This window comes from Paradesulfitobacterium aromaticivorans (assembly GCF_054657415.1).
On sequence record NZ_BAAHYT010000010.1, the window covers coordinates 52,307 to 67,681 of the forward strand.

14 protein-coding genes and 2 pseudogenes are annotated in these 15,375 nt (G+C 45.6%); 1 reads left to right on the forward strand and 15 read right to left on the reverse strand.

Annotated elements, in window-relative coordinates:
• Window positions 1–26: 26 nt before the first annotated feature.
• The 14 genes and pseudogenes from cbiQ to ACYQ2N_RS05635 all read right to left on the reverse strand — a co-directional run bounded on the left by cbiQ (window position 27) and on the right by ACYQ2N_RS05635 (window position 12,615).
• Window positions 27–1,004, reverse strand: a complete 978-nt coding sequence (cbiQ, locus tag ACYQ2N_RS05570) for a cobalt ECF transporter T component CbiQ (RefSeq protein ID WP_459998051.1) — start codon at window positions 1,002–1,004, stop codon at window positions 27–29.
• Entirely contained in the window at window positions 973–2,019 is a 1,047-nt protein-coding gene (gene cbiM / locus ACYQ2N_RS05575) for a cobalt transporter CbiM (protein ID WP_459998052.1), read from the reverse strand. The genes cbiQ and cbiM overlap by 32 nt, the downstream gene beginning before the upstream one ends.
• 110 nt (window positions 2,020–2,129) lie before the next feature.
• Complete coding sequence (locus ACYQ2N_RS05580) at window positions 2,130–2,342, reverse strand: CooT family nickel-binding protein (protein ID WP_459998053.1); 213 nt, start codon at window positions 2,340–2,342, stop codon at window positions 2,130–2,132.
• A 605-nt stretch (window positions 2,343–2,947) separates the two neighbouring features.
• Window positions 2,948–3,253: a hypothetical protein gene (locus ACYQ2N_RS05585; RefSeq protein WP_459998054.1), complete on the reverse strand. Its 306-nt coding sequence runs from the start codon at window positions 3,251–3,253 to the stop codon at window positions 2,948–2,950.
• A gap of 149 nt (window positions 3,254–3,402) precedes the next feature.
• Window positions 3,403–3,648: pseudogene (locus ACYQ2N_RS05590) on the reverse strand (HEPN domain-containing protein); the annotation flags it as partial.
• A gap of 127 nt (window positions 3,649–3,775) precedes the next feature.
• Window positions 3,776–4,102 (reverse strand): nucleotidyltransferase domain-containing protein, encoded by a 327-nt coding sequence (locus tag ACYQ2N_RS05595; RefSeq protein ID WP_459998055.1) that lies wholly within the window; start codon window positions 4,100–4,102, stop codon window positions 3,776–3,778.
• A 134-nt stretch (window positions 4,103–4,236) separates the two neighbouring features.
• Complete coding sequence (locus ACYQ2N_RS05600) at window positions 4,237–4,938, reverse strand: hypothetical protein (protein ID WP_459998057.1); 702 nt, start codon at window positions 4,936–4,938, stop codon at window positions 4,237–4,239.
• Window positions 4,935–5,144, reverse strand: coding sequence for a hypothetical protein (locus tag ACYQ2N_RS05605; protein WP_459998058.1), 210 nt, complete (start codon window positions 5,142–5,144; stop codon window positions 4,935–4,937). Before ACYQ2N_RS05605 ends, ACYQ2N_RS05600 begins: the two co-directional genes overlap by 4 nt.
• A gap of 334 nt (window positions 5,145–5,478) precedes the next feature.
• The gene (locus ACYQ2N_RS05610; protein WP_459998059.1) at window positions 5,479–6,765 is read right to left on the reverse strand and encodes a YecA family protein; all 1,287 of its coding nucleotides are present in this window, start codon (window positions 6,763–6,765) and stop codon (window positions 5,479–5,481) included.
• Between the two features lie 145 nt (window positions 6,766–6,910).
• Window positions 6,911–7,828 carry an EamA family transporter gene (locus ACYQ2N_RS05615; protein ID WP_459998060.1) on the reverse strand — a complete coding sequence of 306 codons (918 nt, stop codon included), beginning with the start codon at window positions 7,826–7,828 and terminating at the stop codon, window positions 6,911–6,913.
• 58 nt (window positions 7,829–7,886) lie between these two features.
• A complete protein-coding gene (locus ACYQ2N_RS05620) occupies window positions 7,887–8,768 on the reverse strand; it encodes a UPF0280 family protein (protein ID WP_459998061.1) in 882 nt (293 codons plus the stop codon).
• A complete protein-coding gene (locus ACYQ2N_RS05625) occupies window positions 8,752–9,273 on the reverse strand; it encodes a 3-isopropylmalate dehydratase small subunit (RefSeq protein ID WP_459998062.1) in 522 nt (173 codons plus the stop codon). Before ACYQ2N_RS05625 ends, ACYQ2N_RS05620 begins: the two co-directional genes overlap by 17 nt.
• Window positions 9,274–9,290: 17 nt before the next feature.
• Window positions 9,291–10,559, reverse strand: a complete 1,269-nt coding sequence (locus ACYQ2N_RS05630; protein ID WP_459998063.1) for a 3-isopropylmalate dehydratase large subunit — start codon at window positions 10,557–10,559, stop codon at window positions 9,291–9,293.
• Window positions 10,560–10,893: 334 nt separating this feature from the next.
• Window positions 10,894–12,615: a sigma-54 interaction domain-containing protein gene (locus ACYQ2N_RS05635; RefSeq protein ID WP_459998064.1), complete on the reverse strand. Its 1,722-nt coding sequence runs from the start codon at window positions 12,613–12,615 to the stop codon at window positions 10,894–10,896.
• A 240-nt stretch (window positions 12,616–12,855) separates the two neighbouring features.
• On the opposite strand from ACYQ2N_RS05635, the pseudogene ACYQ2N_RS05640 reads away from it, so the two are divergent.
• Window positions 12,856–14,296: pseudogene (locus ACYQ2N_RS05640) on the forward strand (IS4 family transposase).
• Window positions 14,297–14,504: 208 nt separating this feature from the next.
• On the opposite strand, the gene ACYQ2N_RS05645 reads toward ACYQ2N_RS05640, so the two are convergent.
• Window positions 14,505–15,281 (reverse strand): carbon-nitrogen family hydrolase, encoded by a 777-nt coding sequence (locus tag ACYQ2N_RS05645; RefSeq protein WP_459998065.1) that lies wholly within the window; start codon window positions 15,279–15,281, stop codon window positions 14,505–14,507.
• Window positions 15,282–15,375: the final 94 nt, after the last annotated feature.

Consider the following 15,375-nt stretch of genomic DNA (forward strand, 5'->3'; position numbering starts at 1 on the left):
GATGTTCGAGTGCATGTATTTTTCATTCATCTCAATACTTTGTCTGCAACATAGAAGGTCAAAGAAGTTAAAAGCACAAAGAGGGTAAAGAACCAGTCAAGCATGCGCAGCCGGAAACGATGCATGGTATAGACTTCCCCGCTGTAGCCGCGCGCAGTCATGGCCGCATACACTTCCTCACTCATGTGCAAAGAGCGGGCAAACAAAGCGGCCATCGCCGAAGCGATGAAACGGCGCTGTTCAGACGTGGATGATCGCCCGGCATCCCTCGCCTTGCGGGCCAGGAACATCTCTTCCAAGATCGTTATGAGTACGAAAATATAACGGTAAGTCATCTCCAGAGTCGTGACGAAAATCCGCGGTACGAAAAAAGAACGCAAGGCCTTAAGCAAGTCCGTCCAGCGGGTGGTCAAGGTCACAATAAAGGCTAAAGTTACCGAGATCCCCACCCGGCTCACAAGCAAAACCGCTCCGTTCACGCCCTGTTTGGTAACAGCCAACACAGCCGGAAAATGCAAGAATCCCACGTGCCAGGGCTGATCCGCAGCAAAGATAGTAAACAGAGGGTCTCCCGGGCGCACCCAGTTAAAGATAGCGGGTAAAACCATGATCCCGGAAAAGAGCGGCACCACCAGCCACACCCGTTTCAAAAGTGGACCCAACCCTACACCTGACCAAGCGGCCAAGGCTAACAAGACGAGATAGCTGCCCCAGAGTAGACCCGGATGACTAATAAGGTTGTTCGAAAGCAGCAAGACAACTAAAGCCAGGATTTTTACGCGTGGGTCTAAAGACTGAAGAAACCCAGGGCTTAATGCCAGTTCTTCTGAGAAGAAAGAATCCCTGAGAACGCGTACGATCTCTTCCAGTGTCTTTTGAATAAAGCCCCGCTTGCGGCGGGGCCTGAATTTTGTAATTCCCGATTTGGCAGGATCTAATTCCGGATTTAGTTTTGGCTTCTGAAAACCGGGGTTATTTTCTTGGAGCCAAAGGGGCAGATCCATCGCGGTCTCCTCCTTTGCGCATAATGCGTTGTATGATAAAGGTTGCTATTGCTATTAAAGCCAGACCGGCAAGAGCGGAAATGAGGTAACCAAGAGTTTGCTGCCAAAATGTTTGACCATATCCGGCAATAGCGTAATCGGGCAAGAGAGTATGCTGCCAAAAGCTGCTGAATCTTTGCATCCCTGCCGGGATAAAACCGGTGACGGCCTGTATCTCTTCCCCGCTCCACTCTCCCCATGCTGTCCCTTTTGCTAACAACCCGAGGGGTGTGAGCGCCACCAGAATCGCAAAAGCGGCAACGATCCTTCTCCAGCGCACAGTACCTGATGTTCTTTCTTTACTCTCCCCTGCGAGCAGAGCAGAATTAGAACGCTGTAAATAAGCAATGACCATGGCGGTAACAATAGCTTCTACCGGACCCGCGATTGTCAAATGAGCGAATAGCATCGCCGGCACGGCTACATTTAGCCCGTAGGGGCTGTAAAGCGGGGTACCGTTGGCCGTGTGAAACAGGAGCGGCTGCAAACCGAACTCAACCCCCGCGATGGCTGCCGCCGCCGTGATCCCAATATACCCGGCAATTGCGGCAGCCGCCAGACGCCGCTTCGACGTGAGCGCACTGCCTCCTGCTGCCACCCGATACACAGCATAACTTACAAATGGTAGAATAACACCCATGTTAAAAATGTTTGCCCCTAAGGCCAAAATTCCCCCATCCCCGAAAAAGAGAGCCTGGAGAGTTAACGCTACCGCAATAGAAATCATCGCGGCCCACGGACCGAGGAGAATTGTGAGCAAGGTCCCACCCACGGCATGAGCAGTCGTCCCGTCCGGCACCGGAATATTGAACATCTGTATCGTGAAGGCAAATGCTGCCCCGATCGACAGAAGGGGGATGTACTTGGCCTTAACCGTGCGCGCGGTTTTGGCGGCAGCGACTGCCACAGCCAGGGCGCTGGCTGCTCCCAGAACAACATTAGTTTGCGGGCTTAGATACCCGTCAGGTATGTGCATAACTTTCTCCTCCTTCACTCCTCTGAAAACTTATCTGAAAATATAATGTCCGTCTGCACTTGCTTAACGCTTCTCGTTCGGAATGCGTTTGTCCTCCCTGTCCAAACGTGCTATCTCTGCAGACCGTCCTCAGCAGTCGTTTCCTCTAAAATGATGCGGTGGTTTAACAAGGTCATATCTTTTATTTTGGCTTTGACAAACTTTTGTTTGCCAAAGATATCAACCAGCTTGAGTCCGTCTTCATAAGGCTCAATCACATCTACCCCTTCCATCAATAACACTTCTTCTTCTCCCTCTTTGAGATAAGCATTAGCTTCACACATAATCATTCTCCTCCTCCAAATAAGTCTCCTGTTCAGATGTTTGCTACTCAAAAACACTCAATCAATACCCTTAAGAAACAATAAAAGACCAAGGAGTGACCCATTTCTTTGGGTCTTGACCTCCATGGCCTTTATTCCAAGTATTAAATTAAGCATGGGTTAAAAATTTTACCCGAACAAAGTTGATTGTCCTATACAGAATTATTCTCCTTATTTATCGGTTTTCCTGCTCTTACGCGAAATTCTCTGAAATAAATTTTTAGGATGGTCTTGGAGTGATTCGTACCGTTCAATCTCTTCATCCGTCAGATCAAATTCACGCGCGTAGTCCCGCGCCCGTTGAAAACAAAGGCGCAATGCCCTAGAAGTGATTTTCAGAGGACCAAGGAATCACTCAAGGTCTCTACGAAATGCATAAACTCGGAAATTTGTTCAACAAGAGTTTCTGTCAGTAAAGCTACACCCTTGGCCAATGGCTCCATCTTGCGCCAACGCAACTCGGATCCATAATTACCATCACAGACAATGGGAATTTACCCTCGTAGAGAGATTCAGCCTTGTCTCTATGACCTAATACGTCATAAGAGTGCCGCGTTCACGGATGTCTATTTTTGTTGTATTTCTTGCAAAAGTCCCATAACCGTTGTAGCTGTGTCACGGCAAAACCATATACCGTAATTCTCCGCTTGCTTTAGGAAACGGGCACTGCCTATATCTCCCCCTGGCAGCAGGCAGTTTCTCTTCGTACGCAGTGTAATTCGCGTTTCTGCCTGTCCTGCGGATGTAATCTGCGCTGGAGTTTCAGTCGCAGCGATACGTCCGCGCATTATGATGGCCATACGGTCGCATAGAGATTCTGCTTCTGCCATGTAATGTGTAGCCAGTAGGATCGTGACCCCGGTGGCTTTCAACTCGCGAATGGCATCATGAAGTTGGGCTCAAAAAAATCTTCCTCACTTCGTGTTTTGAGGAAGATTATTCTATAAACCCGGGGATAGCGCCGGGCGAGTACAGTTTGATGCTTACAGCCACGTAAAGCTTCCCTTCGCCTTTTGACACTTTACTCGGCATTTTCTAATACGAAGTTTTTAATCCGCTTGGCGCTCTCGATTGCCTGCCTTGTATCCTCCTCGGTGACATCAAAATGAAAGGGATATCTAACTTGAACCCCATAATCGGTTAAACTAATACAATCATCCTCTAAACCTGATACACGGGTGATATACAAACGGCACTGATGATTGAGAATGAGAAGGTCATGGGTCTTTAGCAGTTCGCCACCATTCAAGGCAATAAATCCTTTGAGGTATTTTTCGGCCTACTGCTGACAGTGGTAGCAAATAATCTCAAATGGGGCCGGATGCATCTTTAACAAGAAGAGAGCAGATTGCAAGTCTGCTGCTGCGAAGGTAAACCACTCTTGGGCCACAAGCTTATTGTTCATAGACTTTTATCCCTTCTCGTTCAATCTTGAACTCTAAGGTGGTCGGTAAGAGGGCTCTTTCTACAAATTCATTTTCTTGATATACAAGAATATCAACGGGCAATGAAATGGCGGAGGCTATCGATTTTCTAATTTCACGCGTAATGATTAACTTTCTTTTTGCAGTCTCTCGCGTAATAACGCAAACATCAATATCACTTTCTTTAGTTGCCGTACCTTTAGCCTGGGAACCAAACAGAATAATAGCGGTTGCAGGAGTCGCTGCGCGAATTTGATTAACTAATCGGGTGATATGTTCAGACGTGATACTATCCAATGGTTCCACCATCCTCATTGGCAATATTTGTTAACCTCATTATAAAGGATACGGGGCTCAGTTATCAAGTATCAAATACGCATAACCACCTCGCTACCAAAGCAATCGACCTTGAAAACTGTGCTGTTGGATCTCTAGTGGTCTGAACACCTGCTTGCGCAGCACGCACCAAGTGTCGTGCGCAAAATTGCTTTAGTTCGGCGTTCAAATTGTGTGAAAGCTATTTTTGTGGCCTTGCGCAAACGATAAACACTGACTGTCTTGCCATCAGTAAAACTGACCTGTTCGCTTAAAGTGTTGTTATTCAAGGAGTCGGCAATGAAACTCATCATATACGCTAGGTCGGTCCCGAATTTTCCAGAAGCGTCGCGCTTTAGGTTCAAATCAAAGAAAGCAAATACAAAGTCAAAAAAATCCTCCAAGTAGTCGTCCGGGACGATGCCATGAATCATGATGTTTGTCACATATCGACTCTTGTTGGCCTTGGACCCTTCCCAAACAAACAGGTTATGCGTTCGCAGTGTATTCAAAAAGACCTGTCCCAGATGCTGGCTCTGGGAAGTACTGATCTTAAGCCCCAGTGTTTCTTCCAGCATCCCCCAAAAATTCCCGTCTCTGTATGCGTGCATTCCGATGCGTACCAAAGCTACAGCCAGCACAAGATCCGCCTGTAGAGACAAACCGCTATACCGCATAACTTTAATCTTGTTAGAGGCTATGGGCAACAAAGCCTGATATTCCTTGTCCGAAAGAGGTATATCCCCCAGAAGCCTTTTACCGCGCGCTAAGGCTTTGATGAACTTCTCTTTGAAACGTTGTGGGGAATACAGCTTCATTTCGCAGCCTCCTTGCCCGTGAGAACACGTCCCGCAGCAATTTCCATAAACCTGTTCCGTACATGAAGGCTCAATTTGCCTTCGATACCCAAATATTGATCTTTTTCTTGATCCATATCAAAAATCTTTTTTAATCCAATAAATTTGTCATCGTTTTTTGAATATTTGGGTGTACCAACAGACTGTGTGGACTGCTCTACTCTCAACCTGCATCATACCACCCATTTCAGACATTCTATTGCCACCATGGATATGTTTCCGATGCCTGCACTCGAAACCATAAAAACGCTCCATCGGTTTTCATTAGCCGAAGGAGCGTTTTTTCACCTGAAAAATTTCCTCAGTGTCTCTCGTCTACCTCCCACCGAGGGGCAATCATGCAAATCCTTCCACACCCAAACATTGATCTCATGAAAAACCGAAGCTCCTTCGGCCTTCACCGGAGGAGCTTGACTCCAATTCTAACAATGGCAACACGCGCCAGAAGTTCACATCTCTCACTCCGTCAACCACTCCCGAACTTCCTGCCTTTGTCTTTGTTCATATCTTTCCACAGCACCGCTTAAATTTCTTGCCGCTGCCACAAGGACAAGGATCATTGCGGCCAACCTTTGTCCGGGTGCGGAAATCAATCACATCTCCCGCCCCTTGGGCAAACTGAGGAATAAACGATTTCTGAGGAAGCGGCCGCAGAAATTTCTCCTCTTCCCGACGGATTTCTGACGGCGCATGCCCTTTGAGAATCCATTGCCGCGTCGAGTTCATGAACTCCATCAGGGCATTTATCATCTGTTGAAGGACATCGAAGGACGGAGATTCGAACTGAGAGGCAAAATACTCCACGACCTCAGTAGGCCTTTCAACGAAATTTACCATGGTGGCGCAATCCGCTATGATTCGATCAACTTCTTGCCGGGAAACGTCAAAGTTAGCCAAAATGGAATCAGCTAACCGCTGATAGGCGGAGGTCCGCTCAACATAGTCCGGCGAGCTGATTTTTAACAGTTGCTTTTTCGTAAACGGGTAATAATCGATGGATGGACGCGCATTCTGCTCCCGAACAACCCTCTCAGGATCAAAGACTCGAAAATCTGCAAATCCTAAGTACTCATGATAGCGGATACGGTCATAGTAGCGCGAAGCCTCGGTGAGAAGCAGAAGAAGTTCCCCGTGGTCCGGCTTTGAGCCGCACAGATTCTTGATCATCCCTGTCAATTGGTCGACGGAAAGAACTCCGTAGTAAAACAACAACCCATGGCTGATGTTGATCCATTCTGTGTTGCGTTCAACAATTCGCCTGAGTTCCGGACCGTCAACCGCCTGAAAAACCACCGACACCTCCTCCGGCATGGTGAGAATTCGCTGTCCCTGGTACAAACCGGAAAAGATCAGACCTCGTTTTCTCCAGTAGTTCACTTTATCGGAATCTAAATCGTCGGTCGCGATCAAGCCACCCTTGGCCGAGATATCCTGCATCAAGTCATAGCGTTCACGATCCAGCAATGGAAAAAACGACTCCAAGTCTTGCGACATGCGCCGTAGTAACTCATAGAGCAAGTCCTGTTTTTTCAAGGCACTGAGGCCGGAAAATTGCCAAGTTTGGCGAAGATCATCCAGTTCCGTTTTAGTCAGTCCCAGCAAAGCCTTTTCCATGGTCAGGGGAACTTCAATGTCTTGCCAGAGCCTGGCTTCTTCCTTCTCCCTCAACTCCAGCGAATATTGCTTCGCTGCGGATAATGCATCCTTCATTAGAGCCTCATTGTCAATGTCATGCTTGTCTCCCACCGTCATCACTCCGACTGATAACTCGTTCATCAAGGTTTTCACACATTAAATCCCCATACAGATTATTCCTCTTCATTATATCACCCTTGGCAACTCCTCGCCACATGGCGCGTGGAATACGCCGGGCGACTCCCCACAATGGCAGGTTTGGGATTGCGCCGTCGTCCGGGTACTAAAATCGCAGCTGCTACTTAATTATGATAATTAATGTCCCGGTTAAAATTAATAATGTACTAGCAGCAACTGTCCTGCTTACTTTACCTTCCCTCCCTAACAGCAACGGCCCTAAAATAATCGGAATCCACACCCTTATATTATAAAGAGAATTGACGATTACAACCGGAGCGTAACTTAAAGCTGAATTCAGGGAGAAAACTGCAAGCCCGCCAATGGTTCCACTGGCTGCCAGTTGCCCTAACGTTGTTCTCTTTAGGGTTTTAATTTCACCCCAGCCTTGGCGTGAGCTAACGATGATTATTTGTAAAAAGAGGGCTGCCAAACCGCCCAAGGCTGAAGTCAAAACCGCCGAAGGTAAGATCAAGACACTCATTTTGCGTGTTAAATCAGCCCCACTGTATGCCAAACCTGCAAACAAAGCGAATACTACCCCTAAGGACATGCGCTTATTGCCCGCAATATTACCAGAGGGGGAAAGATTACTCATGCTTTCCCTTTTTACTTGCTCAACAGACAACCAATAAACGCCGCCAACCATGAGACCCATGCCGAAAACAGACCAAAAATCCAGACTTTCCCTGAGAATTAAGACACTAAAGAAAAAGGAAAAGAGTGTTTGAACCAGGGAAAACGAGATTGCCCGCGCTGAGCCAATACGACGGACCGCCTGATAATTAAGGGTGCGGCCGATAATATTGCCGAACACTCCTCCGATAACAGCAAATAGTACCCCTAAGGGAGCGATCGGCGGCAACCCTGTTTTTCCGAATATCACTAAAATAAAGAGACCGTACACTATATTATTAAAGAATAACCCTATGGTTACCCCGGCGGAGGCACTTGCTTCTCTCATCCCGCGTTGGGCGATCATAATGCTGAGAGAGAAGCAAACTCCGGATATGATCGCTAATAATTCACCTAGCAACATATAATATTCGCTAATTCCTTTTGCATCGGTACACCTCCACTCTAACTTAAAGAAATCATTACCGTGAGACAGCAATCCCTTCTGGAAACATCATCATTTTGTCTTGGACAACTACAATTACCCCATGCAGAAGTCCAAGTTCAATAAATTCTCTCCCCTTGGCAATTCCCTGTCTTAAAGCCTTGTCGACTGATTCTGGTTTAAGTTGACCCACATAGGTTGTAACTCTTTGCCCACGAATATCAGTCAGCGGGTCAATCTTTTCCGCCAGTTCCTGTTCCACTTCCGGATCATTGATCAGAGTGGCATTCCCGATCAAAGTAGCACAGGCATCGGCAATACTCGCTGAAGGCCCGATCGCGACTGCTGCTGTTGCCACCCCTTTGGTGAAACTGCGTCCCCCTAAACCGCTGGTACAAATCCCGGCAATCCCTGATTCTCTTGAGACCGGAATAAAATGAGTGACTTTTTTCGTGATTATGTCAAGGGCAACACCCACTCGTAATAAACGATGATCTTCAACCTTCACTGCAATATCTCCGCCGTTATTAATAATTACTGTGGTTGCACCGGTGCGTTCGATCATGCTTTCCGCAACGACCTCAGCAATTGTTCCCGCGACCGCAATCATCGGCGTTACTGTTGGTTCCCTTGTCGCTCGAGCCGCCATGATTAAGCGGTTGAGAACAGGAGGGTAATCCTGGGAAGCCTGCACAGATTGGATTAACTGTGCGGCCAAGTGTTTATATACAGCCAAATTATCAAGAACATTTACAGCTTCCTGTGCCCCTTCCAAGGCTGCGGCTGTAAAGGGTTGCCCATGCATTTCGGCCTGAAGGTGCATACTGATTGGTCCGTATTCGAGTGAGACTTTTCCCGGTGCTTCGACTTCATAGGTAGCCGCTGCAATCGTTCCAATAATACTATCTAATCCCGGCATTGTGGGTACCGCTTTGAAATTGTTTCTTCAAATGCGGCACAAGCCCCCCTTCACTTAAAATTTCTAGTAAAAATTCCGGGAATTTATCGGCTTGCCAATTTTGTCCACTATTCACCTGCATTACATTCCCGGCAGCAAGGTCCACTATCAACTGTTCCCCATTTTGAACCGCTGCAGCCAGGCCCGGGCACGTAAGGACCGACAAACCAATACTCATGGCATTGCGATAAAAAATACGCGAGAATGATTCCGCAATGATTACACTGACGCCTGCATATTTTAAGGCCACCGGTGCTTGTTCCCGGCTGGAGCCACACCCAAAATTGCGTCCGGCGACAATCATATCACCGGCCTTCACGTTGTCAGCAAAACTAATATTTAAGCCTTCTAAAGCATGCGCTGCGAGATCATACGGATTAAGCAGCGGCAAATAAGGGCCTGGTAAAATAACATCTGTATCAATATTGTCCCCAAGCAACCATAATCTCCCACTAAGCTTTTGCATTTTGTTCCCCTCTTCCCTTATATAACCTTGACTAAAAGCTCTCTGGGATCTGTTATCTCTCCGGTTAAGGCACTGGCCGCAACCACAGCCGGTGATGCCAGGTATACTTTGCCATCCTTGCCCATACGCCCAACGAAATTGCGGTTAGAGGTAGAAATGCACACTTCACCGGGAGCAATTAATCCTTCATGACCGCCGCAACAAGGACCACAACCAGGATTAACGATTATCGCCCCCGCTTGAATGAATACATCTAGGGTTCCGTCCAACATAGCTGCCCTATAAACTTCCCAGGAAGCAGGAACAACTAACAGTCGCACTCCGGAATTAATTCTTTTACCACGCATTAGGGCAGCCGCTTCATGTAAATCCGACAACCGTCCATTGGTACAGGTACCAAGTAGCGCCTGATTTATTTTAATTTTTTCCTCATGGTTAATAGGATGAACATAATCCACACTAAATGGATGTGCAATAACCGGTCGCAACTCGACAGCCTCTATCTTAAGAACGGATTCGTAATTCGCATCTTCATCGGGAATTAATGTACTAACCAGGGTAATTCCTCGTTCAGCCAAATAGTTTAAGGTAACCGAATCAGCTGCAACCATACCCGCTTTTCCACCCATTTCGATGACCATGTTACAGAGCGTCATACGCTCCCCGATGCTTAGCTTGGAAATAGTTGATCCCGTGAACTCAACAGCTTTGTAGTTTGCCCCTTCAACTCCCAAACGTCCAATGATTTCCAGGATTAAGTCTTTCGCGCTAACTATCGGGGGCAACTCTCCTGTTACTTCTACCTTAATGGTTGCCGGTACGCGAAACCACAGTTTCCCGGTCGCCAGTACAGCCGCCATTTCTGTGGAACCAATACCCATTGCAAAAGCTCCCATGGCCCCTGCCGTACACGTATGAGAATCTGTCCCGACTATGATTTGCCCTGGCTGAACGTGCCCTTTTTCTACCAGTACCTGATGACAGACGCCGGCATTAATGTCATAGTAATTAGAAATTTGTTCACGCTTAGCAAAATCCCGCATGGTTCTCTGCAATTGGGCAGCATTGCTGTGTGGTGCCGGTACTAAGTGATCCAGTATCACAATTACTTTAGTTCTATCCCAGACACCTGGAGCTCCAATCTCCGTTAAAGCGGCTACAGCCTGCGGGCCTGTGGTATCGTGCATCATCGCTAAATCAATATCGGCTTGAACGATTTCTCCGGGACTCACGGCTTGCTTTCCAGATGCTTTAGCCAAGATCTTTTCGGCCAAGGTTGACCCCATACTCCATTATCCCTCCTCTATCTCCATACGAGAATTTATAGCAAAAAACGTGCCAAAATCGTAAACAAATGCTATAAATTATGCACATGCTAAAGAAAACTTGGCTTGCTCCCTTTAGCCGTGAAGGGCTAACGCACTTGTTAGCTTTAAGGCGCAGGCGGAAGGCTTAATTGCACTTATGCGTCCAGAAATTTGTACTTTCTGATTAGCTGAAAAACAGCCTGGAAATCGCCTCAGCAGTTCCTTCTTCAAACACTTCGAACAATAATAACTAAATGCTAAAAATCTATTTGTCGCTTTTTTGCGATTAGTTAGACTAAAAAGAAGCCCGGCATCATTTAGCCGGGTCAACTGATAATTCCTGTTGCTTGATTTTTTTAAGTTTGCGGAAGACAGTCGCACGATTGATACCTAAGATTTCGGCAACTTTCTCCGGACTTTTGTAGCGAGCCATTGCTTCATTAATCAACTGGCGCTCAGCCTCATCCAGAACCACTTGCAAAGGTAGAATTCCTTTAACTTTGATGTACGGTCCATTAGATTTCTTACCTGTAAATTTAGGTGGAATATTCTGTTCTGTAATTAAGTCACTGGTCGTGGTGACCATTAACCGTTCAACAATATTCTCAAGCTCTCTTATATTGCCTGGCCAGGGGTAATCGAGGAAAACTTCATTAACATCTGAGGCAAATTCTTTTTTTAAACGGTATTTGTGATTGAAGAAATCTCGAAAATAATGCAATAAAGGCATTATATCCTCTGTCCGTTCCCGCAATGTGGGCACATGAATGGGAACGACATTCAGCCTAAAGAATAAGTCCTCACGGAAAATCCCTTCCTTAACCATTTGCTCCAGGTCACGATTTGTTGCAGCTAGTATACGAACATTCAAGCGCCTCGATCGCACACCACCCACCCGCATGATTTCCTTTTCCTGCAAAACTCGCAGCAGCTTAACCTGCAATGGCAAAGAAAGATCACCGATTTCATCCAGGAAAATTGTGCCTTTATCTGCAAGCTCAAATAAACCAGGCTTACCACCCTTAACCGCTCCGGTAAAGGCTCCGGGCTCATATCCAAATAACTCTGATTCCATAAGAGTCTCGGGGATTGCTCCACAATTTACTTTGATAAAAGGTTCTTTGTGGCGGTCGCTTTGGTTATGAATAACTTTAGCAACAATTTCTTTACCCACCCCTGATTCTCCCGTAATCAGAACCGTGGAATCCACCTTAGCTACTTGCCACGAAACTTCCCATACCTTCTGCATGGCCTGAGAATTTCCAACAATTCCGTCTGTGCGTAAATTCTGAGCTCGCAATTCATCTAACTCACTACGGTAACGACTCGTTTGTTCTTTTGCCGTTTCAAGCTGAAATCTAAGTTTGGTCAGTTCACTCATATCCCTGACATTAATTACAATCCTGGCTACATTCTTATGCTCATCAAAAATAGGGCTAGCTGTAAAAAGCAAATGATTTTGAATCGGAGACAGAATCGTACTTACGGTATTTTTCTCTCTGATCACTTCATCAACAATTGAGAAAGTATATAGGCCCTCCTGAATTAACTCATTAAAGCTTTTACCTACAACCTGTTCCTGATTAAGGCCCCTTATCCTCTCATATGCTTTGTTTACCTGCAGAATCCTTCCATCTCCGTCAGTTATTAAAAAACCATCATACGAAGAATCCATGATCGCTTGCAGTTCCCGATACATGCCGCGGAAATAGTCGCGCTCTTGCGACGCATCTCCCTGAAAGGCCTGGAAAATTGCAACTCCCCCTCGGCCATTGTTTTTAGACCATGGTATATAATCAGCTATAATGTAATTTGTCCCTACGACAGTCTTCTTTCCGTACTCAGGTTCACCGGTGCGTACCACTTCAAGCAACTCAGGCCATGAGATTATTGCTTCAATATCTTGTCCTATAACTGCGGCTTCGTCATCACACCCAAGAATTTGTTGGGCATATTTATTCACTAATTTTACCTTGTATTGAGAATCTATTTCTATAAAGCCACATACCGAGCTTTCCGACAAGTATTGCCACATGATTCCACCTTCTTTGCTAGATACAAAATAATTATAAATTTTTTTCAATTATGAAGCAAGAAAAAATTAATTTTTATAAATATCCTTAAACCTTTGAATGTACCTTTGAAGTTTCGCACCCAATAAACAGCTGAAGTCTTGGTCCAAAATAGGCCAATAAAACAAAGAAAATCCGCATGAACACTGGGTTTTTGGTATAATTAAGTGTCAACCCAAATCAACCAAAAACGAGGTGTTATCATGCGGAAACCTGTCAAAGAAATTGAAAACGTCCTCCAAAATCATGGCTATTCGATTGACACTATTATATTTGATGTCATGAAAACCTTCAAGCTCAAAACACTATGCCGCCAAGTTGGCTTTCAAAAGCAGGAGGGCTATACTGCTTCTGAAATTATTATGCTCATGCTAATGCTCCCCCTGATGCTCCTGAAAAGTATCAACTCCTTCTATAAAAGCGAGTTCCAAAAGGTCACCGCTATGAAAAAAGATGCATTCTATCGCTTGAAAAATAATGAGAAAATGCCGTGGAGAGCGTTGCTGCTGGTTATGGCCAAACAGTTTCAATACTTGGTGAATCCTACGAAAGAAATCGCAGACAAATCCGCCTTTATTCTGGACGATACAAGTCAAGCTAAGACAGGCCGAAGAATTGAACAGATCTCTATGGTACATGACCATGTCGCAGGAAAAAAAGGTAACAAGTTGGGTTTTAAGAACCTGACCCTCGGTTTGTTCGACGGCAAAAGCTTTAATCCCCTGGATTTCAGTCTACATACGGAAAAGCCACTAAAAAAGGCAAGGCACCGCAAAGACCAGTATAAAAAAGAGCGGCATCCCCAATCCTCCGGGGCGAAACGTATCCGGGAATGCCGGGTCAGCAAAATTACGAACGGTCTCAACATGCTGAAACGGGCCGTCAAACAGGGATTTCGGGCCAATTACGTGCTTGTTGACAGTTGGTTTAGTAGCCACGAGTTTATTCAAACGGTTCGAGGATTAGGTAAAAAACCGATGCATGTGATCTGCGGAATTCGTCAGGATAAGCGAAAGTATACCTACAAAGGAGATTCCTTAGCTGCCCATAAATTGCTCGCGGTCTTAAAAACGGAGGGGGAGGAAAAACGTTGCCGTAAGCGGAATACTCGTTACTTCGAAGTTGTCGTCGATTATGAAGGGATAGGGAAAGTCAAACTGTTTTTTTGCCGGTTTCCTTACCAGAAGAAATGGAGGTTGTTTCTTTCAACGGATATATCCCTTGGGTTCTTGAGCATGATGGAGCTTTACTCCGTCCGTTGGACCATTGAAGTGTTTTTCAAGGAAGCCAAACAGCACCTAAAGTTGGGGGGGTGTCAATCGAGAGATTTTGATGCCCAGATTGCCCATATCACAACCTGTTATCTTCTCTATATTCTTCTGGCTTATTTTCGCCGAGTAAACGCTTATGAATCCATTGATGGTCTGTTTGCCGCGATCAAAGACGAACTTATCGAGAAAAACCTGGCTGAACGGCTCTGGGAATTATTTGAGGAATTGCTGCAGGTGGATCACAGGTATCGCTAAGTCGGGTTTTGTGGATATTTTGGAATTTAAGAATTCTGTTGAATATCAGTACTTAAAAGAGCTTTTCGAGAACTCTTTCTTAAATAATCAGCTCCAAAACATTGAAAAAGTGAGCTAAACGGCAACGAAACTTCATTTATGAGGAGAGTAGGCTAACAGAAAGTGCGTAAAAAACAACAACTCATGGGGTGCGAAACTTTAGGTACCTCTTTCAGACATTAGTGATAGCAACTAAGAAAATAGTTAAAGGGATTGCCCAAGGCATCCCTTTAACTATTTGAGATTTTGCAATAGCTTTTGCTACTAGGAAAACTTTCGTCTAGGTTTCAGTCAAATATTACTCTGTCTTTAACCGGTGGAAATATTTCACGTACTTGCTTTACTATTTTAGAGTCAATGTCTGCCGAGATAATACTTTCATGATCACCTGCAGCCGCCATGGGGGTCCCCCATGGATCTACGATCATGCTGTGTCCCAAAAACTGTTTGCCGTTCGTAACCCCTGCACAGTTAGAAGAGATAAGATAACATTCATTTTCAAGCGCCCGTACGTGATTGAGTTCCCGCCAATGATCGAGCCGGGGATAAGGCCACGCGGCAGAGACAAGAATAAACTCAACCCCTTGATCCAGCATTTTGCGGAACACTTCCGGAAACCTCAAATCATAGCACGTGGCCAGCCCCAAAATTCCAAATTCCGTGGGTACGGTAACCACTTGATTTCCTCTGGTTAAGATCTTGGTCTCATCTGAACCGAAGCCAAACAAGTGAATTTTACGATAAGTAGCAATTAACTCACCTTTGGGGTTATACAAAAAACTCGTATTGTATAATTTGCCATTATCCTTTTCTACCCAGCTGCCAGCCATTAAATAGGCATTTAATTCTTTGGCCTTTTCCGAGAGGAAAGTGGAAGTTTCCCCGACTTTTGTCTCACTCTCCTCCAAATAACGGCCAAAATTAAAATAGCCGGTATTCCAAATCTCAGGAAGAACAATCAGATTGGCGCCACGACAAGCATCAATCAATTCTCCCATTCTTTTTAAGCGATCATGCTTAGTTTCGGTATCCTTAATTTCGAACTGAATCGAGGAAACTTTCATGATATCCCCCCACTTACATCATTGTTAAACAGGTATTTCTTTTTCAACTCTCGCTTTATAAGGCTGAGATAGCGCCGCTGCAATTATTTTTCCG

Bases quoted from the DNA above. Each gene is read 5' to 3' on its own strand.
- ACYQ2N_RS05625 (WP_459998062.1), bottom strand. From the start codon at position 9,273: ATGCAAAAGCTTAGTGGGAGATTATGGTTGCTTGGGGACAATATTGAT.
- ACYQ2N_RS05620 (WP_459998061.1), bottom strand. From the start codon at position 8,768: ATGCCGGGATTAGATAGTATTATTGGAACGATTGCAGCGGCTACCTAT.
- ACYQ2N_RS05600 (WP_459998057.1), bottom strand. From the start codon at position 4,938: ATGAAGCTGTATTCCCCACAACGTTTCAAAGAGAAGTTCATCAAAGCC.
- ACYQ2N_RS05615 (WP_459998060.1), bottom strand. From the start codon at position 7,828: ATGTTGCTAGGTGAATTATTAGCGATCATATCCGGAGTTTGCTTCTCT.
- ACYQ2N_RS05580 (WP_459998053.1), bottom strand. From the start codon at position 2,342: ATGTGTGAAGCTAATGCTTATCTCAAAGAGGGAGAAGAAGAAGTGTTA.
- cbiQ (WP_459998051.1), bottom strand. From the start codon at position 1,004: ATGGATCTGCCCCTTTGGCTCCAAGAAAATAACCCCGGTTTTCAGAAG.
- ACYQ2N_RS05630 (WP_459998063.1), bottom strand. From the start codon at position 10,559: ATGGGGTCAACCTTGGCCGAAAAGATCTTGGCTAAAGCATCTGGAAAG.
- ACYQ2N_RS05645 (WP_459998065.1), bottom strand. From the start codon at position 15,281: ATGAAAGTTTCCTCGATTCAGTTCGAAATTAAGGATACCGAAACTAAG.
- cbiM (WP_459998052.1), bottom strand. From the start codon at position 2,019: ATGCACATACCTGACGGGTATCTAAGCCCGCAAACTAATGTTGTTCTG.
- ACYQ2N_RS05635 (WP_459998064.1), bottom strand. From the start codon at position 12,615: ATGTGGCAATACTTGTCGGAAAGCTCGGTATGTGGCTTTATAGAAATA.